This window comes from Shewanella sp. 10N.286.52.E4, assembly GCF_041468785.1.
GTDB classification, from domain to species: domain Bacteria; phylum Pseudomonadota; class Gammaproteobacteria; order Enterobacterales; family Shewanellaceae; genus Shewanella; species Shewanella electrodiphila.
Genome location: NZ_JBFRJJ010000024.1, coordinates 143,087 through 167,987 on the forward strand (window position 1 = coordinate 143,087; position 24,901 = coordinate 167,987).

The following is a 24,901-nucleotide window of genomic DNA, read 5'->3' on the forward strand; positions in this document are numbered from 1 at the left end:
AGTATTTTTAGGGGGTGCTTATGCTAAACAAAGATCTCGAAGTCACCTTGAACCTAGCGTTTCAACAAGCTAGAGATTCACGTCATGAATATATGACGGTAGAACATTTATTATTAGCATTAATTAATAACCCATCGGCCAAAGAAGCATTATTGGCTTGTGGCGCGGATATTACTCGTCTCCATGAGGAAGTATCTAACTTCATTCAACAAACAACCCCATTGATCGCTGAAACCACAGAAGAACGTGAAACCCAACCAACCTTAGGTTTTCAACGTGTACTTCAACGTGCAGTATTTCATGTGCAATCGTCCGGTCGTAATGAAGTCACTGGCGCAAATGTGTTAGTGGCGATATTCAGTGAGCAAGAGTCACAAGCAGTATATTTACTCCGCCGTTGTGAAATAACCCGTTTAGATGTGGTTAACTTTATTTCTCACGGTTTACCGAAAGATGATGACGACTCTGAAATTAATAATCCGGAAGCTTCAGAGGAAGGCGGTGAAGCTGCTGAAGACAGAAGCTTGTTATCGCAATTTGCTACCGATTTAAATCAACTTTCTAAAGACGGTGTGATTGATCCATTAATTGGTCGTGATGATGAAGTCGAACGTGCGATTCAAACCTTATGTCGTCGTAGAAAGAATAATCCATTACTCGTCGGTGAAGCCGGTGTGGGTAAGACTGCCATTGCTGAAGGCCTCGCGTACCGTATTGTTAACGAACAAGTGCCAGACGTCATCAAAGATGCAACTGTGTATTCATTAGATTTAGGTTCGTTGCTTGCTGGTACTAAATACCGTGGTGATTTTGAGAAACGCTTTAAAGGTTTACTCAAGGAGTTAGGTAAAAATGAACATGCTATTTTGTTCATTGATGAAATCCATACCATTATTGGCGCAGGTGCGGCATCCGGTGGAGTAATGGATGCGTCAAACCTGTTAAAGCCTTTATTGTCTAACGGCTCACTACGCTGCATGGGCTCAACTACGTTCCAGGAATATCAAAGCATTTTTGAGAAAGATCGTGCATTGGCAAGACGTTTCCAAAAAATTGATATTAATGAGCCATCAGTGGCTGAGACGACAAAAATTCTGTTAGGTCTTAAGTCCAAATACGAAGAGCATCATGGTGTGCGTTACACCCAAGCAGCAATTAGTTCAGCAGCGAGCTTATCTGCTAAACATATCAATGATCGTCACTTGCCTGATAAGGCCATCGACGTGATTGATGAAGCTGGTGCTCGAATGGTGATGCTGCCACAAAGTAAACGCAAGAAAACCATCGGCCAGCCAGAAATTGAAGCGATAATTGCTAAAATTGCTCGTATACCTGAGAAGTCGGTATCTTCGACTGATAAGGATTTACTTAAAAACCTTGAGCGTAACCTTAAAATGTTGGTGTTTGGCCAAGATAAGGCGATTGAGGGGCTCAGTTCAGCGATTAGGTTATCTCGTAGCGGTTTAGGCGCAGAAAAGAAACCTGTGGGTAGTTTCTTATTTGCTGGCCCAACAGGTGTCGGTAAAACAGAAGTCACCAATCAATTGGCCTCATGCTTAAACATGAAGTTAATTCGTTTCGATATGTCTGAGTACATGGAACGTCATGCGGTTTCACGCCTTATTGGCTCGCCTCCAGGTTATGTGGGTTATGAGCAAGGCGGTTTATTAACTGATGCCGTGATTAAAAATCCTCATTGTGTAGTGTTATTGGATGAAATTGAAAAAGCCCATCCAGATGTCTATAACTTGCTGCTGCAAGTGATGGATCACGGCACACTGACAGATAACAATGGTCGTAAAGCTGATTTTAGAAACGTAACTTTAGTGATGACAACCAATGCGGGTGTGCAAGAAACAATTCGTACATCGATTGGCTTTAAGCAGCAAGATAATAGTCTTAATGCAATGTCAGAAATCAATAAAGTGTTTACCCCAGAGTTTCGTAACCGTTTAGATTCAATTATATGGTTTAACCATTTAGACATGACCATTATCGCGAAAGTAGTTGATAAGTTCTTAATTGAATTACAAGCGCAGTTAGACGAGAAACGAGTAACACTGGAAGTGACTGATGAAGCGCGGACGCTGCTTGCTGAGAAAGGTTACGATAAAAACATGGGCGCTAGACCAATGGCGCGTGTGGTGACTGAACTCATTAAACGTCCATTAGCTGATGAAGTACTATTCGGTAAGCTTGAAGCTGGCGGTACAGCTAAAGTGGATGTTAAGGACAACGAGATTGTTATTCATTGTGAATGTTTAGAGAAAGTATCGTAATTCGCTAATTAATTTATCGGGTTAATAAAAATGGCTATCTGAAATCAGATAGCCATTTTTTTCGCATCAACGTTAATCTTTAGCCAATAAAAAACCCGACAATTAAGCCGGGTTTTTAAATAGATGAGGCAGTATTAACGTGCGCGGAAGACGATACGACCTTTACTTAAATCGTAAGGAGTCAACTGAACCGTAACTTTATCACCCGTTAAAATACGGATGTAGTTTTTGCGCATTTTGCCAGAAATGTGTGCAATCACAACATGACCATTTTCAAGTTCAACGCGGAACATTGTATTTGGCAAGGTCTCAAGGATTGTGCCCTGCATTTCAATGTTGTCTTCTTTCGCCATTAATTGGTTACCTTTATGCCTTCAAATATAAAAAAATTCGCCGTATCATGCCCCAAAAAGCGCTTGCTGTAAAGGATTGAAACACTTTAGCGTGGGTTCTTTTTCAATATGTTGCCATCCATTTGCTGTTAATATTTGATATGGACGATATAAACGTTTGTAATTCATTTTTCTATTTTCATCAATTTGATAGCCCAAATACAAAAATTGCTTAGCTAACTGTTGGGCTAATTCACACTGTATTAAGATCATATAAACCCCTAACGAACGTTTGGCGTAATCAGGGTCAAAATAACTGTAAATCGCAGAGAGACTATTATTCATCGCGTCTGTTACTGCTACACCAATCAACTTATCTTGTAGATAAACCTCGATATAAGTCGCTTCTAACCAAGTACACTTTAAAAAATCATTGAACTGGTCTTCACTTGGCGGATACATAGGGCCATCAGAATGGCGACCAATAATATATCGCTCGTATAACTCGTAATGGGCTTCTGTGACTTGATGAGTGACTTTCCAGTGCAGGTCTTGGTTATTTTTTAAGGTCCTTTTCTGTCTTTTTGATAACTTAAATTCAGGTACTACGACTCGAATGGACTGGCATGCAGAGCAACTCGGACAGCGCGGTTTGTAAATTGAATTTCCGTTGCGCCTAAATCCCATGCCTAAAAGCTGCTCAAATAATTGGCTATCAAGTTGAGACTCTTGAATGATAAGTAACTGCTCTGTTAATCCTTCGATATAACTGCAATCAAATGGGTGGCTAATGCCAACGCTAATGCTTCTAGAACTCAAAACAGACCTCTTGTGCTATCCATGCATTATTGTCGATGACACTATTTCGTAGTTGCCGAAGCGATGACAGAAAGTCCTCACGAGGGCAGGCTTGTGCGCCAAGATTTTCTAAATGTGGGTTCATTATTTGAGCGTCAATTAACTTAAAACCGTATCGAGAAATATGCTGGTTTAACATGGCAAAGGCCGCTTTGGATGCATTCGTTTGGCGGTGAAACATGGATTCACCACAAAAGACACTGCCTACAGCAATGCCATACAGGCCGCCTATAAGTTCGTTACCGTCCCAAACCTCAATTGAATGGGCTTTTCCAAGCCTATGTAGCTGGATATAAGCCTCCTGAATGTCAGATGATATCCATGTGCCTTGTTGTGTGAGTCGTGGCTCTGAACAGGCTTTGATGACATCAGCAAAGGCATGATTGATGGTGTAACGCCACTGTGTTTTACGTAGATATTTTTTCATGCTTTTATTAAGCGGCTGAACTTTTGGCTTGAAAATAGCTCTAGGCTCAGGTGACCACCATAGAATAGGGTCATCATCATTAAACCAAGGGAAAATGCCTTGATAATAAGCTTCAACTAAACGTTGAGGTGATAAGTCACCTCCGATAGCAAGTAAACCATTGGGTTCATCAAGTGCTTGTTGCGGATCAGGAAAGTGCGGAAGATGATTTAAATAAGACAGTGAGTTCACAATTAAGTATATTATTTACTAAACCTTATATATACGTTAGCGGAATTTTGCCTATGTTGAAACTCACAAACAGCTTAGTGATACGATTTAGTGCGCTTTTAATGTTATTAATGGCTGCTGTTAGCACGTCAGCGAGTGCAGCTTACGATAGAAACCAAGCTGTACCGGTTGAAAAAGTGGTTTATGGTCAGGTTGAGTCGATAAAACATGTCACTCAAACTCAATTAGTTGAAGATCGTAATCTAGGTTGGAAAACTTTCGGAGGCGCATTAATAGGCGGCGTCGTTGGTCATCAATTTGGCGGCGGTTCTGGCCAAGATGTTGCGACCGTTTTAGGTGCATTACTAGGCGGCGCAGCTGCAAATCAGTACGGTAACTCTACTCGCACACTTGAATATAAGCTCATTGAAATGATGATTAATTTAGATGATGGCACACAAGTGATGGTGATACAGGACTTAGACCCTGGCATGTCATTTGCTGCAGGAGATGAAGTACGCGTTGTTTATCTTAAAGGTTATGTTCGCGTCGATATCGCCATGTAGCCATGTAGCCATGTAGCAATGTAGCAATGTAGCAATGATTAATGCAATGAATAAAAAAGGAGCCATTGGCTCCTTTTTAGTTTTTATCATATAAGCAAAGATTAGAAGCCGCGTGGCAGTGTATTTTTACCAGCGTTCGCTAATTTTTCGCGCCATAATTCTTTTGGCGTTTTGCCACCAGATTTATTTGCCGTTTTTGCTGCTGGCTTTTTGGCCACTGCTTTTTTTGCAGCAGGCTTAGCCGCTGGTTTTTTAGCTACATCTTGCTTAGCTGCAGGCGCTTCTACTGATTGACCTTGTGTTGCTTCAAGGTGCATTTGCTCAAGATCGCTAAAGCGTAAAGACTTGCCGCCATCAATTTTATACCAACTGCCTTTCTGTTCAATTTCAACAGTTTTTGAAGTTTGCTTTTCAAGAGCAGCTTTTAATTCGGCGATAAGCGCTTCTTTAGTCAAGTTAGACATTTTGAGACCTATTTTTTTGTAATGAATAGTTTATTTAATGTTTTCAACATCCCTTAGGTCTAATTTTAGTGTTTAATGCACCCAAAAGTCCAATTTAAGCCAAAATAGCTTAGCAAATAATCAATCTTAACAAGGGTTTTTCAATAAGTATTGGACTGAGTTACACTATTATTATCAAAAATTTTAGGGTTAGTTTTATGTCATTAACGTCTGTATCTCGCCAACAATTATCCAAATATCTAAATGATTTTCTTAATGTAAAACAATTCAAAGACTATGCGCCAAATGGTCTACAGGTGCAGGGCAGTGACAACATTAAGACTATCGTGACTGGAGTAACAGCCTGCCAAGCACTCATTGAGCAAGCTGCAGCACTCAATGCTGATGCCATTATCGTACATCATGGCTTTTTTTGGAAAAACGAACCTGAAGTGATCACCGGGATGAAATACAATCGAATTAAGGCGTTAATGACCCACGATATTAATTTATTCGGCTATCATTTACCTTTAGATGCCCATCCAACATTAGGTAATAATGCCGAGCTTGCGAATAAATTAGGCTTGGTTGATGTAGAAATTTGTGCCGATATTTCACAAGATTTATTGTGGCAGGGCAAGTTACCGAAACCGTTAAGTGTTTCACAAATGAGTGAGTTACTTACAGAAAAACTCAACAAAACACCATTACACATTGGTGATAAAGAACAACTTATTAGCTCATTAGCTTGGTGTACCGGTGGTGCTCAAGATTATATCGATCATGCAGCATCACTTGGCGTGGATGCTTTCATCAGCGGTGAGGTGTCAGAGCGAACTTTTCACTGTGCAATGGAGCAAGGTATACATTATTTTGCGGCAGGTCATCATGCGACTGAGCAGTTCGGCATACAAGCTTTGGGTGAGCATTTAGCTGAACAATTTGGGTTGACCCATCATTTTATTGATATTGTTAATCCAGTTTAACTTTTTGATATCGCTTAAGGAATAGCATCATGACAGAATATTTTATCCAAGCATTTATTTATTTGTCTGCCGCTGTTATAGCTGTGCCTATAGCGCAGAGAATGGGCTTAGGCTCTGTGCTGGGGTATTTAATTGCTGGTGTGATTATTGGTCCCATTGTGGGGCTGGTCGGCAGTGAAACAAACACCATTCAGCATTTTGCCGAATTTGGTGTTGTGATGATGCTATTTTTAGTTGGTTTAGAACTTGAGCCTAAAATGCTCTGGTCAATGAGAAATCGACTGTTAGGAATGGGGGGCTTACAGGTTGGTTTATCAACCGGTATTGTGATGGCCATTGCGCTAATGTTTGAGTTTCAATGGACTGTCGCATTAACAATCGGCTTAATTTTCTCGCTATCCTCAACGGCTATTGTGCTGCAAACCTTAAATGAAAAAGGTCTAACCAAGACAACGGCAGGTAAGAACGCTTTCTCAGTGTTGTTATTTCAAGACATAGCCGTCATTCCAATGCTGGCATTAATTCCTCTTCTAGCATTACCTGAGCTGGTGGAAGCTGCTCAATCCTCTGTTGCTGCGGCAGCGGAACACCATGATGAACTATCTTTAGTCGCTAACTTGCCCGGTGGCTTATACGCCTTGGTGTTAGTGCTTTCAATAGGATTGGTCGTGTTTGGTGGGCACTATTTAAGCCGACCTGTTTTTAGGTTTATTGCCGATTCTGGCGTGCGTGAAATATCCACGGCAGCGGCTTTATTGTTAGTCATTGGTATTGCAACTTTAATGAGTTTAGTTGGCGTGTCGCCTGCGTTAGGCACTTTTCTTGCGGGTGTAGTACTGGCTAATAGTGAGTTCAAACATGAATTAGAAACTCATATCGGCCCATTCAAAGGTTTATTACTCGGTTTGTTTTTTATCACCGTAGGTGCGGGAATAGATTTTGAAATTTTGTGGCAGTACTTAGGTGTTATTCTTGGTGCTACAGCCGCTGTGATGATAGTAAAAGGCTTAGTCTTATTGTTATTGAGTTTTATATTTAGGATTAAAGGCAGTGATAGATGGCTATACACCTTAAGTTTAGCCCAGGCAGGTGAGTTTGGGTTTGTGTTACTCAGCTTTAGCCAGCAAAACCATGTGATTTCAGCAGAAGTCGCACAGCCTTTATCGATTGTAGTGGCTTTATCGATGTTCCTAACCCCTGGATTGTTTATTTTTTATGAAAAAGTAATTTTACCTAAATATCAACAAACATCGAACGATCGCGAGCAAGATCAAGTTGATGAACAAGGCACCGTTATCATTGCTGGGATAGGCCGTTTTGGTCAGATAGTCAATCGACTGTTACTGTCTAATGGGGTTAAGACGGTGGTGTTAGATCATCAAGCGACCCAAGTCGATAATCTACGTAAAGTCAATACTAAAGCCTTTTATGGCGACGCTACGAGACCAGATTTACTTGAGACCGCAGGTGTTGCCACGGCATCAGCATTTGTTGTAGCGATAGATAATCCACAAGCCACTGTAGAGCTGGTTAAGCACCTAAAACATAAATACCCTAAACTGAAAGTGATTAGCCGAGCATTTGACCGTGGACATGGCCATTTATTACGTCAGGCGGGGGCTGATTACGTTGAGTCAGAGACGTTTCGCTCAGCGTTAAAAGTCGGAGCCGAATCAATGAAAGCGATGGGCTTTTCTGATGAGCTTGTGCAAAGACAAAAGAAGACTTACATGCGAGTTGAGAGTGAAGCTTCTGAAGTGCTTTATAACGAGTGGGCTAATCGTTCAGATGGTGAAAAATTTGGTGGCGATTTTATCAACTTGTTTATTGAATACGAGGAACGTTTAAAAGAGGCTATCGTAGCTGATACTGAAGCGTATAAAAGTCAACGATTCGCCCAAGAACATCCTTGCGACCCAGACAAAGAAAACTGCGGTAAAATAAATAGTAATGACACTGACAAAGACTCAGAAACTAAGTTGATGTCTTAAATTTTATTATTCATAACCCATTAAAAAAGCCGTCAAATGACGGCTTTTTTGTTGTTAATAAGTCAGTAAACTTATTACATCACACGCATACCAGGTTTTGCACCTGCATGTGGCTCTAAAATCCAGATATCTTTTCCACCAGGACCTGCGGCTAATACCATGCCTTCAGATTCACCGAACTTCATTTTACGTGGTGCAAGGTTGGCAACCATTACAGTGTGTTTACCAATTAAGTCTTCTGGTGCATAAGCTGATTTAATTCCTGCAAAGACTTGCTTAGTTTCGCCGCCTAAATCCAGTTCTAATCGAAGTAGTTTATTGGCTTTTTCAATATGTTCAGCTTTAGAAATTAACGCAATGCGTAAATCAATCTTAGCAAAATCATCGAAACTGATTTCTGGTGCTAACGGCTCTTTTTCAAGTTCAGTTTGCACTTGTTCAACTTTTGGCACTTCAGTTTGAGTCACTTGCAGGTTTTCAGTCGATGCATCAATAATGGCTTCAATGCTCTTCATTTCAATGCGTTGCATTAATGCTTTGAATTTTGCGATTTCATGGCCAGCTAGGTCTTGGTCTAAATTATCCCAAGTCAGCGTCACTTGTAAGAAACCTTCAACATTTTCAGCAAGTTTTGGCAGTACTGGTTTTAAGTAAGTGACCAGAATACGGAACAAGTTAAGTGCATTACTACATACTTGATGTGCTTCTTCTTGTTTATCTTCTTGCTTGATTAACTGCCAAGGCGCTGCATCAGCGACATAAGCATTAGCCATATCGGCAAGTGCCATGATTTCGCGCATTGCTTTACCGAACTCTCGAGTTTCGTATAGTTCAGCAATGGTGTCTTGTTTAGCAAGGAAGGCTTCGGTTAACGATGTGTCGTTAATTTTTGCTAACTTGCCATCAAAACGTTTACTGATAAAACCAGCTGTACGAGAAGCTAAGTTAACTAATTTACCGACTAGATCTGAATTTACACGCTGAGCAAAATCTTCAAGATTTAAATCTAAATCATCAACACGGCTATTTAATTTCGCAGCGTAGTAATAACGTAGATACTCAGGGTTTAAGTTATCTAGGTAAGTACGGGCTTTAATAAATGTGCCTTTAGATTTAGACATTTTAGCGCCGTTCACAGTGACATAACCGTGGGCATAAACACTGTTTGGTTTTCTGATCCCTGCGCCATGTAACATTGCTGGCCAGAATAAACCGTGGAAGTTAACGATATCTTTACCAATGAAATGATAAATTTCGGCTTTTGAGTCAATGCTCCAAAAGTCGTCGAAGTTTAAATCATCACGTCTATCACATAAGTTTTTGAATGAACCCATGTAGCCTATTGGTGCATCTAGCCATACATAGAAAAATTTACCTGGTTGATCGGGTATTTCAAAACCAAAATAAGGCGCATCACGAGAGATGTCCCATTGTTGTAGACCTTGATCGAACCACTCACGTAATTTATTAGCAATTTCAGGCTGTAATGAGCCAGAAGATAACCATTCTCCAAGCATTGATTCAAATGCTGGTAAATCAAAAAAGAAATGCTCACTATCCTTCATGACAGGTGTAGCACCAGAAACAACCGAATAAGGCTTAATTAAATCAGTGGTGCTATATGTCGCGCCACAGTTATCACAGTTGTCACCATATTGGTCTTCGCTTTTACATTTAGGGCATGTGCCTTTAACGAAGCGGTCTGGTAAAAACATTTCTTTTTCAGGGTCAAATAACTGCGAGATAGTTTTGGTTTTAATATAACCGTTATCTCTTAACTTGATATAAATGTCGCTAGCTAATTCGCGGTTTTCTTCGCTGTGTGTGCTATGGAAATTATCAAATTGAATATTAAAATCAGCGAAATCTTGTTCGTGTTCTTTTTGAACTTGAGCAATCATTTCTTCTGGGGTAATACCCATTTGTTGAGCTTTGAGCATGATTGGCGTGCCATGGGCATCGTCTGCACAAATATAGTGACATTCATGTCCACGAAGTTTTTGGTAGCGAGACCAAATATCAGTTTGAATATACTCAAGCATATGACCTAAATGGATTGGACCATTTGCATACGGGAGGGCACTTGTCACCAGAATTTTACGTTGTGAATTTGTCATTTTGTCTCAACAATCGATTACACTAAATATATGGTCAAGATACTAACCGATCAAAGTGATTATTTCATCAAACAACAACAAAATCGGCTAAATTAGCGCTCATTTTTTTCTAATTCTGGTACACTTGGGCAAATTTTTCGCTGGGAGTTCTGCTTTTGTCTACTTCGCATACAGATTATCAATTAAGTGATGACCTTCTTGGTCCAGTATTGAGTATTTTAGATGCATACCAAGATCCATATTTAGCTGAAGGGCTAGTATCTGCGGGTTGTGTTAACAAACTTGCAATTGAAGGTAAACGCCTTCTACTTGGATTGGTTTATCCTTACCCTTGTATGACGCAATATCGTGATACCGTCATGGATGTGACTAAAAAGTTAGCCGTACTTGATGCTATTGACGAAGTAGAATGTGAAATTGACTTTCAGCCACGTGTTTTTTCAGCTATTGCCTCAGTAGAACCAATCCCTAATATTAAACAAGTTATTGCAGTTGCATCAGGTAAAGGCGGTGTGGGTAAATCTACCACTGCGGTAAATCTTGCATTAGCGTTAAAAGCTGAAGGCGCCGAAGTCGGCATATTAGATGCTGATATTTATGGCCCTTCAATTCCAATGATGCTGGGTTTACAAGGTTTTAAACCGACATCTCCAGACGGCAAAATGATGACTGCTGCGTCTGCTCATGGTATTTCAGCCCAATCTATAGGCTTTATGCTAGGCGATGGTGAAGCTGCGGTTTGGCGCGGTCCTATGGCTGCAGGCGCATTAAATCAGTTGTTAACTGAAACTCAGTGGCCAGAACTGGATTACTTAGTGATTGATTTGCCTCCTGGAACCGGTGACATACAATTAACATTGTCACAGAAGTTTCCAGTAAGTGGCACAGTTGTGGTGACAACACCGCAAGATATCGCACTTGAAGATGCCAAAAAAGGTATCACCATGTTCCAAAAAGTGGATATCCCAGTGTTAGGCATTATTGAAAACATGAGTTTTCATTTATGTCCTGAATGTGGTCATAAAGAACACCCATTTGGCACCCATGGCGGAAGCAAGATTGCTGAGCGATATGAAGTGCCGTTATTGGGCGCATTACCGCTTAATATTAACATTCGTGAGTCAATGGATGAAGGCAACCCAACAGTTGTCAGTAAGCCAGATTCAGAAGTTGCTGCTATTTATCGTGAAATTGCCTGTAAAGTGGGTGCTCAACTTGCGAAGCAGCAAAACAAAAACACAGTTTCAATCAGTATTTCAGACGACGAGTAAGGTTAAGTAATGAATTCTCAGCAATGTGTCATTATTGGTATCGCAGGTGCTTCAGCATCAGGCAAAAGTTTAATTGCCCAAACGATTTTTGAAGAACTTAAGCGTGACCTAGGCACCGACCAAATCGGTGTGATTAATGAAGACGCTTATTACCGTGACCAAAGTCATATGACAATGGAAGACCGTGTTAAAACGAATTATGATCATCCTAAAGCACTGGATCATCAGCTATTAGCTGAACACCTTAAGCAATTAAAGAAAGGTGAGCAGGTAAACATTCCTTGTTATAGCTATAAAGAACATACTCGTATGACTAAAACCCTTGATATGCAACCTAAAAAGGTGATTATCTTAGAAGGGATTTTACTATTAACAGACCCTAAATTACGTGAGCTCATGGATGCGAGTGTATTCATGGATACACCGCTGGATATTTGTTTCTTACGTCGTTTGACGCGTGATGTAGCTGAGCGCGGACGTACGATGGAGTCGGTTATTTCTCAGTACAAAGCCACTGTTCGCCCAATGTTCTTGCAGTTCATTGAGCCATCAAAGCAGCACGCTGATATTATCGTTCCTCGCGGCGGTAAAAACCGTATTGCGACAGATATACTGAAAGCAAGGATCCAACATCTGTTAGCCAGATAAGATAGAGTTAAGCTATAGATAACAAGGATGTGATCTCAGATGTACAAGTTGACGGCTCCATGAGAATTGGAGCCTCATCATATGCTGAGGCCATTTCTGGTATCAGTTTCTCGTTTCGAATTCGCTTTAGTTATTTTTAGCCATTACAGTCTTTAGTGACGATTTGAATTACATGGCATTAGATGCAAATATGATAGTCAATCCACTTAGTTAACTAAATCGCATTTTCAAGATGAGATTAATACAACCTTGAGTTAAGGACGTTATGCAGTCGGTATTTGTGAATGGAAAATCTGATAATACTATTGATGCTCTTGATCGAGGGCTTGCTTATGGCGATGGCGCATTTGCTACCATGCGAGTTGCTGCAGGCGAAATCTTATTCCTTAATACACACCTGCAACGCATAGAACAAACCTGTTTGCGTTTAGGTTTTACTATTTCTCACATCGAGTTATTAGTTTTACGCCTTGAATCACACGCGAAAACGTTAAAGCAAGGCTGTATTAAGTTACTGCTTAGCCGCGGGGTTGGTGGCAGAGGTTATACTGCGCCTATATCCCCTGATATCACTGAGGTTATTTCATTACATCCGATCCCGGACATATATGCTCAGTGGCAATCTAAAGGAATCACATTGTCCTTGTCGCCAGTAACGTTAGGCAATCAGCCTTTACTGGCAGGGATGAAACACTTAAATCGTTTAGAGCAAGTGTTAATAAAACAGCAGACATTACCCAAAAACACCGATGACTGGCTTGTACTTGACGCAGATAATTGTTTAGTTGAATCTTCAATGGCGAATATTTTTATTGTTAAGGACAATCAGGTTAAAACACCTGCGATGAGTCAAAACGGGGTGTCTGGCGTCATGCGTGAACATGTTATTGATGCGCTTTTGACAAATGATATTGCAGTAATGGCGACAAAGGTCACTTTGGATGAATTGCTCGATGCGGAACATGTATTTATCACCAACAGCTTATTAGGTGTGGTGAATGTAAACAGCATTAATATAGACTCGATTAATACCCAATTAAGCTCTAGCTATCATTATAAAACCTGGAATATGACCCATACTTTACTCACCCAGCTCAAACTATCATTCTAATAAGTACTGATTAAAATAATATGAAAAAAACCATCACCATTATACTGACATCGCTAATGACACTGACTACGGTCGCGTGTGTTGTAGGCTTTTGGGGATATCAGAAAATTATCGCTTATCCTAGCCAACTTCTATCAATTGAAAAGCCAGTTGAACTGACTATCGCACAAGGAATGAATGTCACAAAACTTGGGGCTGATCTAGAAAACAAGCAGTTCATTACCGACAGCTGGAAACTCAAATACCTGTTAAAGATTAAGCCTGAATATGCCCATATTCGTACTGGTTTATACCAAATTAACCCAGGTGATAGCATTGACAGCTTGCTAACCAAACTTAATCGTGGTGACGAAATGACCTTCTCTGTTACCTTAATTGAAGGTAAAACGATTAAAGAGTGGCATGAGTCATTAGTGGATTTGCCGCATTTAACATTTGATGAGCAAGTCTTTAATCGCGTGTTGATAAAAAATGGTGATGAGTCGGGTTTACCTGAAGGTAAGTTTTTCCCCGAAACCTATCAATATCAAGCCAATGATTCATTAGAGGCGATATTAGACCGCAGTTATCAAATGATGCAGAAAACCCTTGCTACGGCTTGGGGTGAGCGAGATAAAGATCTTAAATTAACCACACCTTATGAGTTATTGACGATTGCGTCCATTATTGAAAAAGAAACCGGCAAGCCATCTGAGCGTGACTGGGTCGCAGCAGTATTCAACAACCGTTTGAAGCTAGGTATGCGTTTACAAACTGATCCAACAGTGATTTATGGCATGGGAGAACGCTATAACGGTAATATAACCCGCAGTGATTTACGAGAGCATACCGCGTTTAATACTTATCGCATTAATGGTTTACCGCCTACGCCTATCGCCGCACCAAGTAAAGCCGCCATTTTTGCAGCGGCTAAGCCTGCAGATGTTAATTACTTATATTTTGTCTCAAGAAATGATGGAAGCCATGTTTTTTCCGAGACGCTAGCGCAACATAACCGCGCTGTGAATGAATACCAGAGAAATAGAAAATGACCCAAGAACAAGCTAAATTTGTTGTAATTGAAGGCCTAGAAGGCGCTGGTAAATCCAGTGCCATTGAACTGGTTAAACAGATTATCACACAACACACTCAACAAACCCCAGTATGCACGCGTGAGCCAGGTGGAACGCCACTTGCCGAAAAAATGCGTGATTTAGTTAAGGTTGCAGATGAAACCGACCCTCTTTGCGATGAGTCTGAGTGTTTATTGTTTTACGCTGCGAGAGCGCAACTAATTGCTAATGTTATTAAGCCCGCTTTGGCTAATGGTACTTGGGTATTAGGTGACCGTCATAATTTATCATCGCTTGCCTATCAAGGCGGCGGTAGGGGATTAATGCCTTTAGTAAAATCTATCAGTGATATCACTTTAAAAGGCTTTAAACCCGATTTAACCTTATATCTTGATATAGAGCCTAAGCTTGGGCTAGCAAGAGCTGCTAGTCGCGGCGCTTTAGACAGAATTGAAGTGCAACAAATTGAGTTTTTTGAACGTGCTAGAGCGACATTTTTAGCGTTTGCAGCCGAAGATGACTCAATTATTGTTATTGATGCCAGTAAGCCTATTGAACAAGTACACCAACAGATTACGGCTGAGTTAACAGCAAGGCTAGCTTGAAAATGACATATTATTGGGTAAAGGCGAGCGTATAATGCAAGCATTTGGTATACAGCAATTACCGTGGTTGGATGCACCGTTTGAGCGTTTTATTAACGAACGCCATAGCGGCCATAGCGCTCATGCTCAACTGGTGAGTATTGATCAAGGCTTAGGTGGTCATGTTTTGGCAAACGAAATGGCTGAAGCTGCTATGTGTACAGCGCTAACGCCAGTGGGGGCTTGTGGCCAATGTAAGAGCTGCTTGCTATTTAAGGCCGGCACACATCCCGATTGTCATGTTATCAAAGCGGATGGCACGATAATAAAAGTCGACCAAATCCGTGATTTATGCCAAAAGTTAACTGTAACTGCTCAGCAAGGCGGCCAACGAGTTGCTATTATTCTTAATTGTGAGCAGTTTAATTTAGCGTCAGCCAATGCCTTACTGAAAACATTAGAAGAGCCGGGTAATAATATATTAATTATTTTACAAACCGATGTGCCTTCAAGAATATTGGCGACGATTAAAAGTCGTTGTCAGCAAGTGGCATTTCACGCTCCTGATAGAAAACAAGTATATGAGTGGTTAAAAGCCCACCAAATGCTACCTTCAGTGCGTGCTGGCGAGAAGCCCCATGATGTCACTTGGTGTTTAAGTATGATTGGCGGGCCATTAAAGCTTGCTGAAAGCCTCAGTAGTCAGCATTACCAACAGTTGATTCAGTTTCGAACAGATTGGGCGTTAAGCATTAAATCTGGCCATTTGAATGGCAGTTTAATTAAGGTTTCAGAGCATCAAATTGTTGATGCACTTAATGTTTTATATTTGTACTTAAGACAATATGTGTTAAAAAGTAAAGAGCTAGATGCATTAGCTATAAGTAACATTATTGGTTTGTCTTCAAAAGTGGCGCAAATGTGCCAACGGCTAGCAACGATGGCGAGTGTGAATGCTCCTGCATTATGCCAAGATTACATACTCGAATTTAGACAACTTATTCATATTAAATAATAGACTGAGATTATGACCGATCTTGTTGTAAATTTTGATACTCTGCACCAGTTGTACAGAGCTTATATGCCTTTTATTAAGCCTGCGGGTTTATTTATTTCAACAACAGAAAGCCACTTTTTAGGCCAAGAGTTGTCGATATCGTATAAGTTACCTGGAACATCACAAATGACTGACTTTAAAGGTGTGGTGGTTTGGATTAACCCATTAGGCGCTTCTGGTGGCAGACCTGCAGGGATAGGGGTTAAAATTAAAACCGATCCTGAAAGTCATAAACATCACATTGAAAAGTTACTTTCGAGCGAACTTTCTTCAAGTGATTTGACCTGCACAATGTAGCTAGGTATTCTTGCTGGCTTATTTTAGCTTTTGATAGAATTCCCATGTTAATCGACTCTCATTGCCACTTAGACCGTTTAAAAGCGGCACCTGATCAACCTAGTTTACAAGCCATTATTGATGGTGCTAAATCTCGTGGCGTAGATTACCTACTGTGCGTCAATGTGCGTCAGCAAGGTTTCGAATCTATGCGCGAAAAAATGGCGCAATTTGATAATGTCTTCCTTTCTTCTGGTGTTCACCCTTTAGATGTTCAAGACGGTTTAAATGTTGAAGAAATCAAACAATTTGCCACTGATAAAAAAGTGGTAGCAATTGGTGAAACTGGTCTTGATTATTTTTACGCCCCAGAAACTAAAACACTTCAACAGCAATGTTTTGAACAACAAATTGCATTAGCTGTTGATGTGAATAAACCCTTGATCGTTCATACCCGAGATGCACGTGAAGATACCATTGCCATGTTAAAAGCAGGCAATGCGGATAAAGTGGGTGGCGTATTACACTGTTTTACTGAAAATTGGGAAATGGCAAAAGCGGCGATTGATTTAGGTTTTTATATTTCAGTTTCAGGTATTGTCACTTTTAAAAATGCAGGTGAACTTCGAAGTGTTATTCGCCAAGTCCCACAAGATAGGCTATTGGTAGAAACAGATTCGCCTTATTTAGCACCTGTTCCACATCGCGGCAAAGAAAATCAACCGGCTTATGTTCGCGATGTCGCAGAGTTTGTCGCTGAGCTACGTGGTGAAAAATATGAAGATTTAGCTCATTACACCTCGGAAAACTTCTTCAACCTATTCACCGATGCTGCCAAATTAATTGGCCGATAGAGTTATTTTTAGCGACAAGATTCTAACGACATTCGTTAATCATTAGGTTTGCTCTATTAAACTACAGGCAAAAAAAAGACCCAAAACTATCCAATTGTTCTGGGTCTAGGGGAATGGCTCTTATTGAAAAGAGCCTTGCGCTACTGTTGAGAGTTGTCTCTCAGTAAACCGTTATGAGAATAAGCCGTTATTCCCGCTTATTCCCAACATTCAATTCTTGCTACAAAAGTCTTTAATTAAACACGTCTGAGTAAATTATAGTTGTGTATTTCTATATTGCACAATTAATGCGCTATAAATGAATGTTTAACGTATATAAATCGTCATATTTAACTAATAATGCTTAAATCACTAGCGAAATGAGTCTATTAAAGCTGTTTAACTTTTGGATGATTTTAACTTTAATGCTCACTTTAACGCCTAATTTTAGACTGATTCGATTTTATCTTTGACCAACTCTCTCGGTAAATTATTCTTCAGACGGTGACCTAAGTGTTTTACTACGCCCAATGGCTTGTGATGAAAGCTTACTATCATTTCACCAGCAGGGGTTATATCTAAGCCGTTAACCTCATTGGTTGGAATATCGCGTCCCATCAAAAATTCAATAGCTTGCTGACGATTAAGCTCAATAACGCTATCTTGATTTTCAATAAAGTCACTTAAGGCGATAATGGCTTCATGTTTAGCTTTAAAACCTTTTTTCATTACGTCAGCCAGTTTAAATCCAATGCGTTGAAAACGCATTAAGCCGATAAAATGGCTGAATTGCTCTGGAAATAACCAATATTCATCGTCGCGGATCATAACGTTATATTGCTTAGGTAAGCTGATGTTGAAGCTCTGACTAAAATACTCAGAAACGGCTAGGGTCTGCGTTGGGTTAGCTGAAACAAACGGGAAGTTTCGCTGTTGTTTGGGGCATTTCTTCAAGCGAGGTACAGATGCGGTCTTGATGATTTTAGCGACAAAGAAGCCTTCACTGTCAAATATTTGTGGCCAAACATGTAGAAAACCTTCTTCTGTACAGGCTTGCTCAGCGCCTGCGAATAAGTTATTTAATGAGGCGAATTTCACTGCTTCGGGGTATTGCTGCTGAATATAGTGGCAAATTTGCTGATTTTCAATTTGGCTTAGTGTACAAGTTGAATAAACTAAAGCGCCACCGGGCTTTAATGCTAAAAAGGCTGATTCAATAAGTTGTTTCTGGGTTTCTGCAATGTCTGTGACATCGTCGAGTTGCCAATTTTTCAATGCATTTACATCTTTGCGTACTGTGCCTTCACCACCACAGGGGGCATCTAGCAAAATGGCATCAAACTTTTCGTAAAGGTATTCACCGAATACCTTGCCGTCAAAATGGGTTAATGCTGTTTGACGTACCCCCATGCGTTGTACATTGGCATGCAAAATTTTAACGCGGCTAGATGAGTATTCATTGGCTATCAGTAAGCCTTGGTTGTTCATTAATGCGGCAAGTTGGGTTGTTTTAGATCCAGGAGCGGAAGCAACATCTAAAACAATATCCGCTTGATAAGTTTCATTGGTGCCTAAATCGTTAAATAATGCTTCTGGCGGCAACATTGAACTGGCTTCTTGAATATAAAAAAGCCCTTGAATATGTTCTACACAATTGCCAGGTTGTTGGTTTTCGTTATGGGTTATCCAAAAACCTTCTTTACACCATGGAATAGGTTCAAATTCCCAGCCTTTTGAATACATAACCTGTTTAAAGTCGGCTATTGAAATCTTTAGCGTATTAATGCGTATAGATTTTCTTAAAGGGCGATGACAAGCTGCAACAAACTCTTCCATATCAAGATGTTTTGGAAGTTCTGCGGCAATGTGGGTGAGGTAATCTGGATTAATTTGAGCCATAGTAAAATATTTCGATAAAACAACTGTGTAATAATGAAATAGATTATATCATGCATTAACAAGAGTTAGGTTATCCCCGTGGACTAAGCATCAGTTCTAAACGGGTTAGCATTGGTCATAATGATGGAGTATTAAGTGCTGAATCGAGTTTGGTTATTGTTCTTTATAACGGCAGCTATTGCCATCATTGTGCAACTATTTAATGGCCATGTTGAAGTGCTGAGTGACTCAGTCAATGCGATTTTTAGTAGTGCGAAACTTGCTGCTGAGATCTCAATTGGACTCATTGGTGTGTTGGCGCTCTGGATGGGCTTGATGCAAGTGGGTGAGAAGGCGGGTGTTGTAGCGGTGTTTGCACGATTGTTCGAGCCGTTATTATCCAAGTTGATGCCTGAAGTGCCAAGAGGACACCCAGCTTATGGCAGTATGTCGATGAACTTAACTGCAAATATGCTTGGGCTTGATAATGCTGCAACTCCACTTGGCCTTAAGGCGATGCATGACTTACAGAGTTTAAACCCCGAAAAAAGCGTTGCGACCAATGCGCAAATTTTGTTCTTAGTACTCAATACTTCTTCTGTAACATTAGTGCCTGTAACAGTATTTTTATATCGTGCTCAACAAGGCGCTGCTGCCCCCGCAGATGTTTTCTTACCCATTTTACTTGCCACAGTTGCATCAACTTTAGTGGGGCTGTCAGTTGTGGCTATTGTGCAACGTATCTCTTTATTAAATAGTGTTGTGCTTGCTTACGGTGCAACCTTAATCAGTGTGCTTATTGCCAGTGTATTTTATTTAATGACTTTATCAGTTGAGGCTATTGGCACTTTATCTACCGCCTTAGGTAACGGTATTTTACTGGTGCTAATTTTAAGTTTTATACTGATTGCTGGTTATAGAAAGGTTGCCATATATGATGAGTTTGTAGAAGGCGCTAAAGGCGGCTTTTCCCAAGCTATTATGCTGATCCCTTACTTATTGGCGATGTTATTGGCAATAGGGTTATTAAGGGCTTCAGGCGCGTTAGATTTCGCTTTACAGGGTTTATCAAGCTTAGTGACCTTATTCGGCTTTGATAACCGATTTGTTGATGCGATGCCGACAGCATTAATGAAACCTTTTAGTGGCTCAGGAGCAAGAGCAATGATGCTTGAAACGATGGACCACCATGGTGTTGATTCGTTTGCTGGGCGATTATCAGCTATTTTTCAAGGCAGCACAGAAACTACATTTTATGTTCTCGCGGTATATTTTGGCTCTGTTGGCATTCGAAATAGTCGCCATGCGCTTGGCTGTGGTTTAGCTGCTGATGTCGGCGGTATCATGGCTGCTATTGGGGTTTGTTACTGGTTTTACGGATAAAGACTTAAAGGAGCCATAAGGGTAGAGTCATCATCTCTGCTGACTCATATTACATTTGCTCAATAAAAAAGTCGGCATATGCCGACTTTTTTGGATTGAACATTTTATGGCTTTACCTGTTCAGGCTGCCATCTGCGCCATTCTTCTTTCATCTTGTTGTAAAGATCAAAACGGCTATTATCTGATAGTTTATTCTGCTCTGAAGTCACATCCTCAGTAACAACTGATATACCACCTGACAGTAATGTTTCTAGTGAACCCGTTTCAATTTGCGCACCAGAGAAAATACCCACTTCTAATTTAATACCAGAAGCATCCCAAAAACGACTGCTTTGGTTCACTAGGTGGGTGTATTGCTTTTCAATGTGTGAATACATTAAGACTTTGTTGCCGTTATCCGACAATGCATAACCATCAACTTGACCGATTGAAATACCTCTAAAGAATATTGGCGTGCCCACTTTTATCGAACCCAGTTGGCTATCTTCAAGTATGAGGGTTAGAGCATCATCTCCAATGTCAGCATCATAACGAGCTGATAAATGAGCTTCAAAAGTATCTATAGCATCGCTGACTTTACCGGGTATCACACCGATATATGGACCCGTTATTAAGGTTTCAGGCGCTTTAATGCCTGCTAATGAAATTTGCGCATCGACAATAAAGTATTCTGTATCAGCTTTAGTGAAGTGACCTGCATACTCTCCATATAAATAAGCGCTTGCCGTTAATGTATCAAGATTTTGGTTAAGCTTTACTTGCTGAACGACACCAATCTGATGCCCTTGATATCGAATCGCGGCTTTAGCTGCTACTTTTGCTTCAGCAGGTAAAACTAACGTAATCGTTTTCGCTTGCTTCAAGGCTAGCTCTTTTGAATCGTATAATCTTTGTTGATTTCCGATAAGCTCATCACTTAACAGCCCTAAACTTAAACTGCCTTTTAGCGCACCCTCAAGGGGCGCTACATTCACTTCAACACCGGATAAACTCGCATTAATACTGGCAGCATCATTGCGCCAGAAGACACTATTATCTCGTATTAGCTGACTAAATTTATTTTGAATCGCGACGCTAATTGAAAACTGGTCTGTTTTATTATTCCAATTAACTTCAGTTACTTTACCGATTTGCATTTTTTTATAATAAATCGGTGAGCCGTCTGAAAGGCCTGCGCCATCGATACTGTCAAGGGTTAGCGTGGTGACACTATTTTTACTTAATGTCGCAGTAGCATGATCTGTTGAACGGTAAAGTGCAAATTGGCTATTTGCTCTTACTAACGCTTTGGTTTTGCCTCTGACTAATGAAACTGCACCGGCTATAACAGTGTTTAAGTCACGGGTGGTCACACTAACACCATCGAGTGAAGCATCTATGGTTAATGCTGATTCAGACACAAAATGACTATCGGTAGTGATAAGACCTTTATATTCTGGCAGGATCTCTACTTGGTACTCAACGCCACTAAAATCTTTAGTAAAGGTCACTCGAGTGATCTCACCAATTGGCATTTGTTTGTATCGAACTTCAGCTCCTGCAGTGAGACCACTATGCTCATCAGAGCTGAGCTGGATCTTGAGTTTACTGTCATTCAATAAGTCTGGTGATTGCTTAAGTAATGTAAATTGCTCCGGTAAGGTTCCGTCAGATACACCAGGAAGTACATTAACGACGCTACCTGTCAGCAAGCGACTAACATGCTTAACTCCATCCATTGAAATATCAGCACCCGCTACCCAAAACTGACTATCAGCATTTAAAAGGTGTTGATATTCAATATCAAACTTAGCTGAAAACTTAACGCCATTTTCAGTCAGTTGAGTTTGATGAATCTTACCGACTTCAATACCGCGATATACCAATGCAGAGCCTTGGTTAATCTCATCGGCATTATCTGCTGTTAATACAAACTCAACCCCTTTTACAGCGCTTTCTTCATCTGGATATAAAACGTAATTATCGCCGGTGATTGCTTTGTCCGCTTTAATATCAGAGTTAAAACTAATCCCGCCAGCGAGCAATGACGCTAAACTTTCAGTATTTACTTTTATACCCGAAAGTGAGGCATCAATTTTAAGTCCTGACACATTCCAAAATTGCGAATTCTGGTTAACAAGGTGAGCATACTGCTGCTCAATAAACGTGCTAATGATAATAGTGTCACTGTCTATCAAACGATAATTAACGACTTTACCGACAGGTACTTGGCGGTAAAACACTAAAGAGCCTACATCTAATGAACCTAAAGTTGGGGTCGTTAGCTTAACAACGATACCTTCTTCTTCATTGGGGATCATTGACGGGGCTTCAGTGGATGCAATGAACTCAGATGTTGAACTACCATCACCCGGTTCAATCGCAATATAATTTCCTGAAAATAGGGTATCTAGCCCTTCAATTCCCGTAATACTGGCTTTTGGCGTAACCAGCCAAAAAAGGGTGTTCTTATTTAGGAAAGGATCAGAGCGATAATCCATCACAATTTTGACATTTACCCCTGATAAGTCCTTATCAAGGCTGATGTCAGTGACTTTACCAACAGTTAATCCTTGGTATTTTACTAAGGTTTTACCAACATCAATACCAATGGCACTGGGGAAATGAACTTGTATTTCAATTCCTGACTCTTTGATACTTTTCACTCCAAGCCAAGCTCCCAGTACGAGAGCCACAATTGGCAGTAACCAAATTGGAGAGAAGAGTTTCTTTTTAACGACTTTTGGTGATTCAATTCGTGTCATTGTTTTTTTCCAAGCGATCCCAAAGTAAACGTGTATCAAGTACCTTTGCAGCTAACTGGGTCAATAAAATGACCAGCGCGAAGGCTGTTGCTGCAGGTGCAGGTTTTGCATCAAGAAGTTGTCCCATATTCACTACTGCCACTGTTAAAGCAATAACGAATAAATCAAGCATAGACCATCGACCAATCCACTCAATGATATGAAATCCCACCATGAGCTTCTTTTTTGAAACGGGCAGATTAAAACTGATTGCTGACAAATATATCGCCAAGCCTACAATCTTTAACCATGGCACTAAAATACTGGCGGTAAAGACGATAATCGCGATAGGGATCATGTCTGAATGAACCAAATGTACAATGCCAGTAAAAATCGTGTCGTAGGTCACTTTGCCTTGGTTAGTTAGCATTGTGATTGGGTAAATATTAGCGGGTATTAATAATATGGCGGCGGTAATTAGTAATGCCCAGCTTTGCTGTAGGCTTTGATAATTGCGCGGTTGAATTTTAGAATGGCAACGACTACAACGCCCTTGGTCGATAGGGTTAATATTGCGACATGTACCACAAAGCGTCATGCCAATATCTTTACCTTGTTGGCCAAGATTGGATTTATTAGTGGCGTTATCTTCTTGCAACATCTTTGTCTCAGTACTTGTAGACTCAGTACACGTTGACGCTTGAGTCGTTGAGTGTGAAGTATTATTCGTCATGAACCATTCTCCACATATGTTCTAAGTTATATTCTCGCTGTAAGAACAGGATAACCAAAAATAACATCCCAAAACAAAAAGTGCCCATGCCTAAATAGATATCTGAAAAGTCAGATAAATTGAATGCTGCGACTAAAAAAGAAATGACATAGATTTCTAACATTGTTAATTGAGAAAGTACGCCATGGTTTTTCAGCAATTTACGATACGTCTGTTGCCAAAAAGCAGAATGAAGTCGGCGCTTTACAATGATAATTTGCAGCAATATCGACAATATAAGTAATCCTGGAGCGACGACCGCTGCAGCGATAACGGCGACAGCAACAATCCAGTAACCCTGAACCCAAACAGCAAATGCACTTTCATAAACTGTGGTTGCTCGAATACTGCCTAAAAAATGTATTTCAAGCACGGGAAGAAAATTAGCAGGGATATAAAACAGAATGGCTGCAATACATAGGGCAAGCATGCCATTTAAAGAGCAATATGGCACATCATACAGTGCCGTATGACAACGTGGACATAATGCACGAACATTAGAGGGCAAAGCACGGCGCTGCACAGCTAAATCACAAGAGCGGCACAATATAATAGTGTCTTGATCTAAATTTTTGGGCATATAAAAGCTAAAACCATCCATTTAGTAAATATGAGCAGCGAAACAATGATCCAAGTTGAGACATATTATAGCCACTTATTGTGACTAATTATGACCACTATCTGAGTTTATTCATCATGATTCGAGTTACAATGAAATGAGATAATACCAGAATAATCAGAATACTTGCATCAGAAGTTAGTTCTATGACACTCTATGCACTGTATATAAAAACAGTAGGAGGTTAATCATGGCGGTAATTACAAAGTTTGTCGTGGTCAGAGAAGGGGTGGAAAAGATGACGTTCACATCTAAAAAAGAAGCCGATGCCTATGACAAAATGCTCGATATTGCGGATAACTTAGTTCCTTTTATTACTAGCGCTGAGTTAAAAATTGACGAAAATAGTGTTGAGAAACTTGCTTTTTATCTTGCATCTAATAAAGATGAACTCGCAAATCTACTCAAAGGCGTCGTAAAAGCTAAGCCTGCAGCTAAACCTGCAGCCAAAAAAGCACCCAAAAAAGCGGCAGCAGAATAAAAGA

23 protein-coding genes are annotated in these 24,901 nt (G+C 40.3%); 14 read left to right on the forward strand and 9 right to left on the reverse strand.

What is annotated here, in order from left to right; all coding sequences use genetic code 11:
* Nucleotides 1-20: 20 nt before the first annotated feature.
* Nucleotides 21-2,279 carry an ATP-dependent Clp protease ATP-binding subunit ClpA gene (gene clpA, locus AB4153_RS14540; protein ID WP_229370343.1) on the forward strand — a complete coding sequence of 753 codons (2,259 nt, stop codon included), beginning with the start codon at nucleotides 21-23 and terminating at the stop codon, nucleotides 2,277-2,279.
* Nucleotides 2,280-2,413: 134 nt separating this feature from the next.
* Here the strand turns inward: clpA and infA are convergent, their stop codons facing one another.
* From infA to aat, 3 genes are read right to left on the reverse strand one after another with little or no spacing between them, the layout of a single operon-like run.
* Entirely contained in the window at nucleotides 2,414-2,632 is a 219-nt protein-coding gene (infA, locus tag AB4153_RS14545) for a translation initiation factor IF-1 (protein ID WP_011496276.1), read from the reverse strand.
* Nucleotides 2,633-2,677: 45 nt separating this feature from the next.
* The gene (locus AB4153_RS14550; RefSeq protein WP_371997947.1) at nucleotides 2,678-3,430 is read right to left on the reverse strand and encodes an arginyltransferase; all 753 of its coding nucleotides are present in this window, start codon (nucleotides 3,428-3,430) and stop codon (nucleotides 2,678-2,680) included.
* A complete protein-coding gene (aat, locus tag AB4153_RS14555) occupies nucleotides 3,420-4,127 on the reverse strand; it encodes a leucyl/phenylalanyl-tRNA--protein transferase (RefSeq protein WP_371997949.1) in 708 nt (235 codons plus the stop codon). Before aat ends, AB4153_RS14550 begins: the two co-directional genes overlap by 11 nt.
* 101 nt (nucleotides 4,128-4,228) lie before the next feature.
* On the opposite strand from aat, the gene AB4153_RS14560 reads away from it, so the two are divergent.
* Nucleotides 4,229-4,672 (forward strand): glycine zipper 2TM domain-containing protein, encoded by a 444-nt coding sequence (locus AB4153_RS14560; RefSeq protein ID WP_371998042.1) that lies wholly within the window; start codon nucleotides 4,229-4,231, stop codon nucleotides 4,670-4,672.
* 101 nt (nucleotides 4,673-4,773) lie between these two features.
* Here the strand turns inward: AB4153_RS14560 and AB4153_RS14565 are convergent, their stop codons facing one another.
* Nucleotides 4,774-5,136 (reverse strand): hypothetical protein, encoded by a 363-nt coding sequence (locus AB4153_RS14565; protein ID WP_102528718.1) that lies wholly within the window; start codon nucleotides 5,134-5,136, stop codon nucleotides 4,774-4,776.
* A gap of 197 nt (nucleotides 5,137-5,333) precedes the next feature.
* On the opposite strand from AB4153_RS14565, the gene AB4153_RS14570 reads away from it, so the two are divergent.
* Both AB4153_RS14570 and AB4153_RS14575 read left to right on the forward strand, forming a co-directional pair.
* Complete coding sequence (locus AB4153_RS14570) at nucleotides 5,334-6,101, forward strand: Nif3-like dinuclear metal center hexameric protein (RefSeq protein WP_102528719.1); 768 nt, start codon at nucleotides 5,334-5,336, stop codon at nucleotides 6,099-6,101.
* A gap of 29 nt (nucleotides 6,102-6,130) precedes the next feature.
* Nucleotides 6,131-8,092 (forward strand): monovalent cation:proton antiporter-2 (CPA2) family protein, encoded by a 1,962-nt coding sequence (locus tag AB4153_RS14575; protein WP_371997951.1) that lies wholly within the window; start codon nucleotides 6,131-6,133, stop codon nucleotides 8,090-8,092.
* Nucleotides 8,093-8,166: 74 nt separating this feature from the next.
* Here AB4153_RS14575 and metG read toward each other — a convergent pair whose 3' ends face one another.
* Nucleotides 8,167-10,209, reverse strand: coding sequence for a methionine--tRNA ligase (metG, locus tag AB4153_RS14580; RefSeq protein WP_303516116.1), 2,043 nt, complete (start codon nucleotides 10,207-10,209; stop codon nucleotides 8,167-8,169).
* A 155-nt stretch (nucleotides 10,210-10,364) separates the two neighbouring features.
* On the opposite strand from metG, the gene apbC reads away from it, so the two are divergent.
* The 8 genes from apbC to AB4153_RS14620 all read left to right on the forward strand — a co-directional run bounded on the left by apbC (nucleotide 10,365) and on the right by AB4153_RS14620 (nucleotide 17,062).
* A complete protein-coding gene (gene apbC, locus AB4153_RS14585; RefSeq protein ID WP_371997953.1) occupies nucleotides 10,365-11,480 on the forward strand; it encodes an iron-sulfur cluster carrier protein ApbC in 1,116 nt (371 codons plus the stop codon).
* Between the two features lie 9 nt (nucleotides 11,481-11,489).
* Nucleotides 11,490-12,128 carry a uridine kinase gene (gene udk, locus AB4153_RS14590; RefSeq protein ID WP_102528723.1) on the forward strand — a complete coding sequence of 213 codons (639 nt, stop codon included), beginning with the start codon at nucleotides 11,490-11,492 and terminating at the stop codon, nucleotides 12,126-12,128.
* A 265-nt stretch (nucleotides 12,129-12,393) separates the two neighbouring features.
* Complete coding sequence (pabC, locus tag AB4153_RS14595) at nucleotides 12,394-13,239, forward strand: aminodeoxychorismate lyase (RefSeq protein WP_371997955.1); 846 nt, start codon at nucleotides 12,394-12,396, stop codon at nucleotides 13,237-13,239.
* Nucleotides 13,240-13,259: 20 nt separating this feature from the next.
* Entirely contained in the window at nucleotides 13,260-14,270 is a 1,011-nt protein-coding gene (gene mltG, locus AB4153_RS14600; protein ID WP_371997957.1) for an endolytic transglycosylase MltG, read from the forward strand.
* The gene (gene tmk, locus AB4153_RS14605) at nucleotides 14,267-14,896 is read left to right on the forward strand and encodes a dTMP kinase (RefSeq protein ID WP_102528726.1); all 630 of its coding nucleotides are present in this window, start codon (nucleotides 14,267-14,269) and stop codon (nucleotides 14,894-14,896) included. The genes mltG and tmk overlap by 4 nt, the downstream gene beginning before the upstream one ends.
* 34 nt (nucleotides 14,897-14,930) lie before the next feature.
* Entirely contained in the window at nucleotides 14,931-15,890 is a 960-nt protein-coding gene (gene holB, locus AB4153_RS14610) for a DNA polymerase III subunit delta' (protein WP_102528727.1), read from the forward strand.
* A gap of 12 nt (nucleotides 15,891-15,902) precedes the next feature.
* Nucleotides 15,903-16,229, forward strand: coding sequence for a PilZ domain-containing protein (locus AB4153_RS14615; protein ID WP_055024454.1), 327 nt, complete (start codon nucleotides 15,903-15,905; stop codon nucleotides 16,227-16,229).
* Nucleotides 16,230-16,273: 44 nt separating this feature from the next.
* Nucleotides 16,274-17,062, forward strand: coding sequence for a TatD family hydrolase (locus AB4153_RS14620; protein WP_102528728.1), 789 nt, complete (start codon nucleotides 16,274-16,276; stop codon nucleotides 17,060-17,062).
* A 426-nt stretch (nucleotides 17,063-17,488) separates the two neighbouring features.
* On the opposite strand, the gene rsmF is transcribed toward AB4153_RS14620, so the two are convergent.
* On the reverse strand, nucleotides 17,489-18,940 hold the full coding sequence (gene rsmF / locus AB4153_RS14625; protein WP_102528729.1) for a 16S rRNA (cytosine(1407)-C(5))-methyltransferase RsmF: 1,452 nt from the start codon (nucleotides 18,938-18,940) through the stop codon (nucleotides 17,489-17,491).
* 135 nt (nucleotides 18,941-19,075) lie between these two features.
* Here rsmF and AB4153_RS14630 point away from each other — a divergent pair, with 135 nt between their 5' ends.
* Nucleotides 19,076-20,302, forward strand: coding sequence for a nucleoside recognition domain-containing protein (locus AB4153_RS14630; RefSeq protein ID WP_102528730.1), 1,227 nt, complete (start codon nucleotides 19,076-19,078; stop codon nucleotides 20,300-20,302).
* Between the two features lie 104 nt (nucleotides 20,303-20,406).
* Here the strand turns inward: AB4153_RS14630 and AB4153_RS14635 are convergent, their stop codons facing one another.
* The 3 genes from AB4153_RS14635 to AB4153_RS14645 form a co-directional block, all read right to left on the reverse strand.
* Nucleotides 20,407-23,046: an MlaD family protein gene (locus tag AB4153_RS14635; RefSeq protein WP_371997959.1), complete on the reverse strand. Its 2,640-nt coding sequence runs from the start codon at nucleotides 23,044-23,046 to the stop codon at nucleotides 20,407-20,409.
* A complete protein-coding gene (locus tag AB4153_RS14640) occupies nucleotides 23,033-23,686 on the reverse strand; it encodes a paraquat-inducible protein A (RefSeq protein WP_229370409.1) in 654 nt (217 codons plus the stop codon). The genes AB4153_RS14635 and AB4153_RS14640 overlap by 14 nt, the downstream gene beginning before the upstream one ends.
* Before the next feature lie 61 nt (nucleotides 23,687-23,747).
* Nucleotides 23,748-24,377 (reverse strand): paraquat-inducible protein A, encoded by a 630-nt coding sequence (locus tag AB4153_RS14645; protein ID WP_102528760.1) that lies wholly within the window; start codon nucleotides 24,375-24,377, stop codon nucleotides 23,748-23,750.
* A gap of 229 nt (nucleotides 24,378-24,606) precedes the next feature.
* On the opposite strand from AB4153_RS14645, the gene AB4153_RS14650 reads away from it, so the two are divergent.
* Nucleotides 24,607-24,897: a YebG family protein gene (locus tag AB4153_RS14650; protein ID WP_102528732.1), complete on the forward strand. Its 291-nt coding sequence runs from the start codon at nucleotides 24,607-24,609 to the stop codon at nucleotides 24,895-24,897.
* Nucleotides 24,898-24,901 lie beyond the last annotated feature (4 nt).

Coding starts and splice junctions, on each gene's coding strand:
- clpA (WP_229370343.1), top strand. CDS start 21: ATGCTAAACAAAGATCTCGAAGTCACCTTGAACCTAGCGTTTCAACAA.
- infA (WP_011496276.1), bottom strand. CDS start 2,632: ATGGCGAAAGAAGACAACATTGAAATGCAGGGCACAATCCTTGAGACC.
- AB4153_RS14560 (WP_371998042.1), top strand. CDS start 4,229: ATGTTATTAATGGCTGCTGTTAGCACGTCAGCGAGTGCAGCTTACGAT.
- AB4153_RS14565 (WP_102528718.1), bottom strand. CDS start 5,136: ATGTCTAACTTGACTAAAGAAGCGCTTATCGCCGAATTAAAAGCTGCT.
- AB4153_RS14570 (WP_102528719.1), top strand. CDS start 5,334: ATGTCATTAACGTCTGTATCTCGCCAACAATTATCCAAATATCTAAAT.
- AB4153_RS14575 (WP_371997951.1), top strand. CDS start 6,131: ATGACAGAATATTTTATCCAAGCATTTATTTATTTGTCTGCCGCTGTT.
- metG (WP_303516116.1), bottom strand. CDS start 10,209: ATGACAAATTCACAACGTAAAATTCTGGTGACAAGTGCCCTCCCGTAT.
- udk (WP_102528723.1), top strand. CDS start 11,490: ATGAATTCTCAGCAATGTGTCATTATTGGTATCGCAGGTGCTTCAGCA.
- pabC (WP_371997955.1), top strand. CDS start 12,394: ATGCAGTCGGTATTTGTGAATGGAAAATCTGATAATACTATTGATGCT.
- mltG (WP_371997957.1), top strand. CDS start 13,260: ATGAAAAAAACCATCACCATTATACTGACATCGCTAATGACACTGACT.
- tmk (WP_102528726.1), top strand. CDS start 14,267: ATGACCCAAGAACAAGCTAAATTTGTTGTAATTGAAGGCCTAGAAGGC.
- holB (WP_102528727.1), top strand. CDS start 14,931: ATGCAAGCATTTGGTATACAGCAATTACCGTGGTTGGATGCACCGTTT.
- AB4153_RS14615 (WP_055024454.1), top strand. CDS start 15,903: ATGACCGATCTTGTTGTAAATTTTGATACTCTGCACCAGTTGTACAGA.
- AB4153_RS14620 (WP_102528728.1), top strand. CDS start 16,274: ATGTTAATCGACTCTCATTGCCACTTAGACCGTTTAAAAGCGGCACCT.
- rsmF (WP_102528729.1), bottom strand. CDS start 18,940: ATGGCTCAAATTAATCCAGATTACCTCACCCACATTGCCGCAGAACTT.
- AB4153_RS14635 (WP_371997959.1), bottom strand. CDS start 23,046: ATGACACGAATTGAATCACCAAAAGTCGTTAAAAAGAAACTCTTCTCT.
- AB4153_RS14640 (WP_229370409.1), bottom strand. CDS start 23,686: ATGTTGCAAGAAGATAACGCCACTAATAAATCCAATCTTGGCCAACAA.
- AB4153_RS14645 (WP_102528760.1), bottom strand. CDS start 24,377: ATGCCCAAAAATTTAGATCAAGACACTATTATATTGTGCCGCTCTTGT.
- AB4153_RS14650 (WP_102528732.1), top strand. CDS start 24,607: ATGGCGGTAATTACAAAGTTTGTCGTGGTCAGAGAAGGGGTGGAAAAG.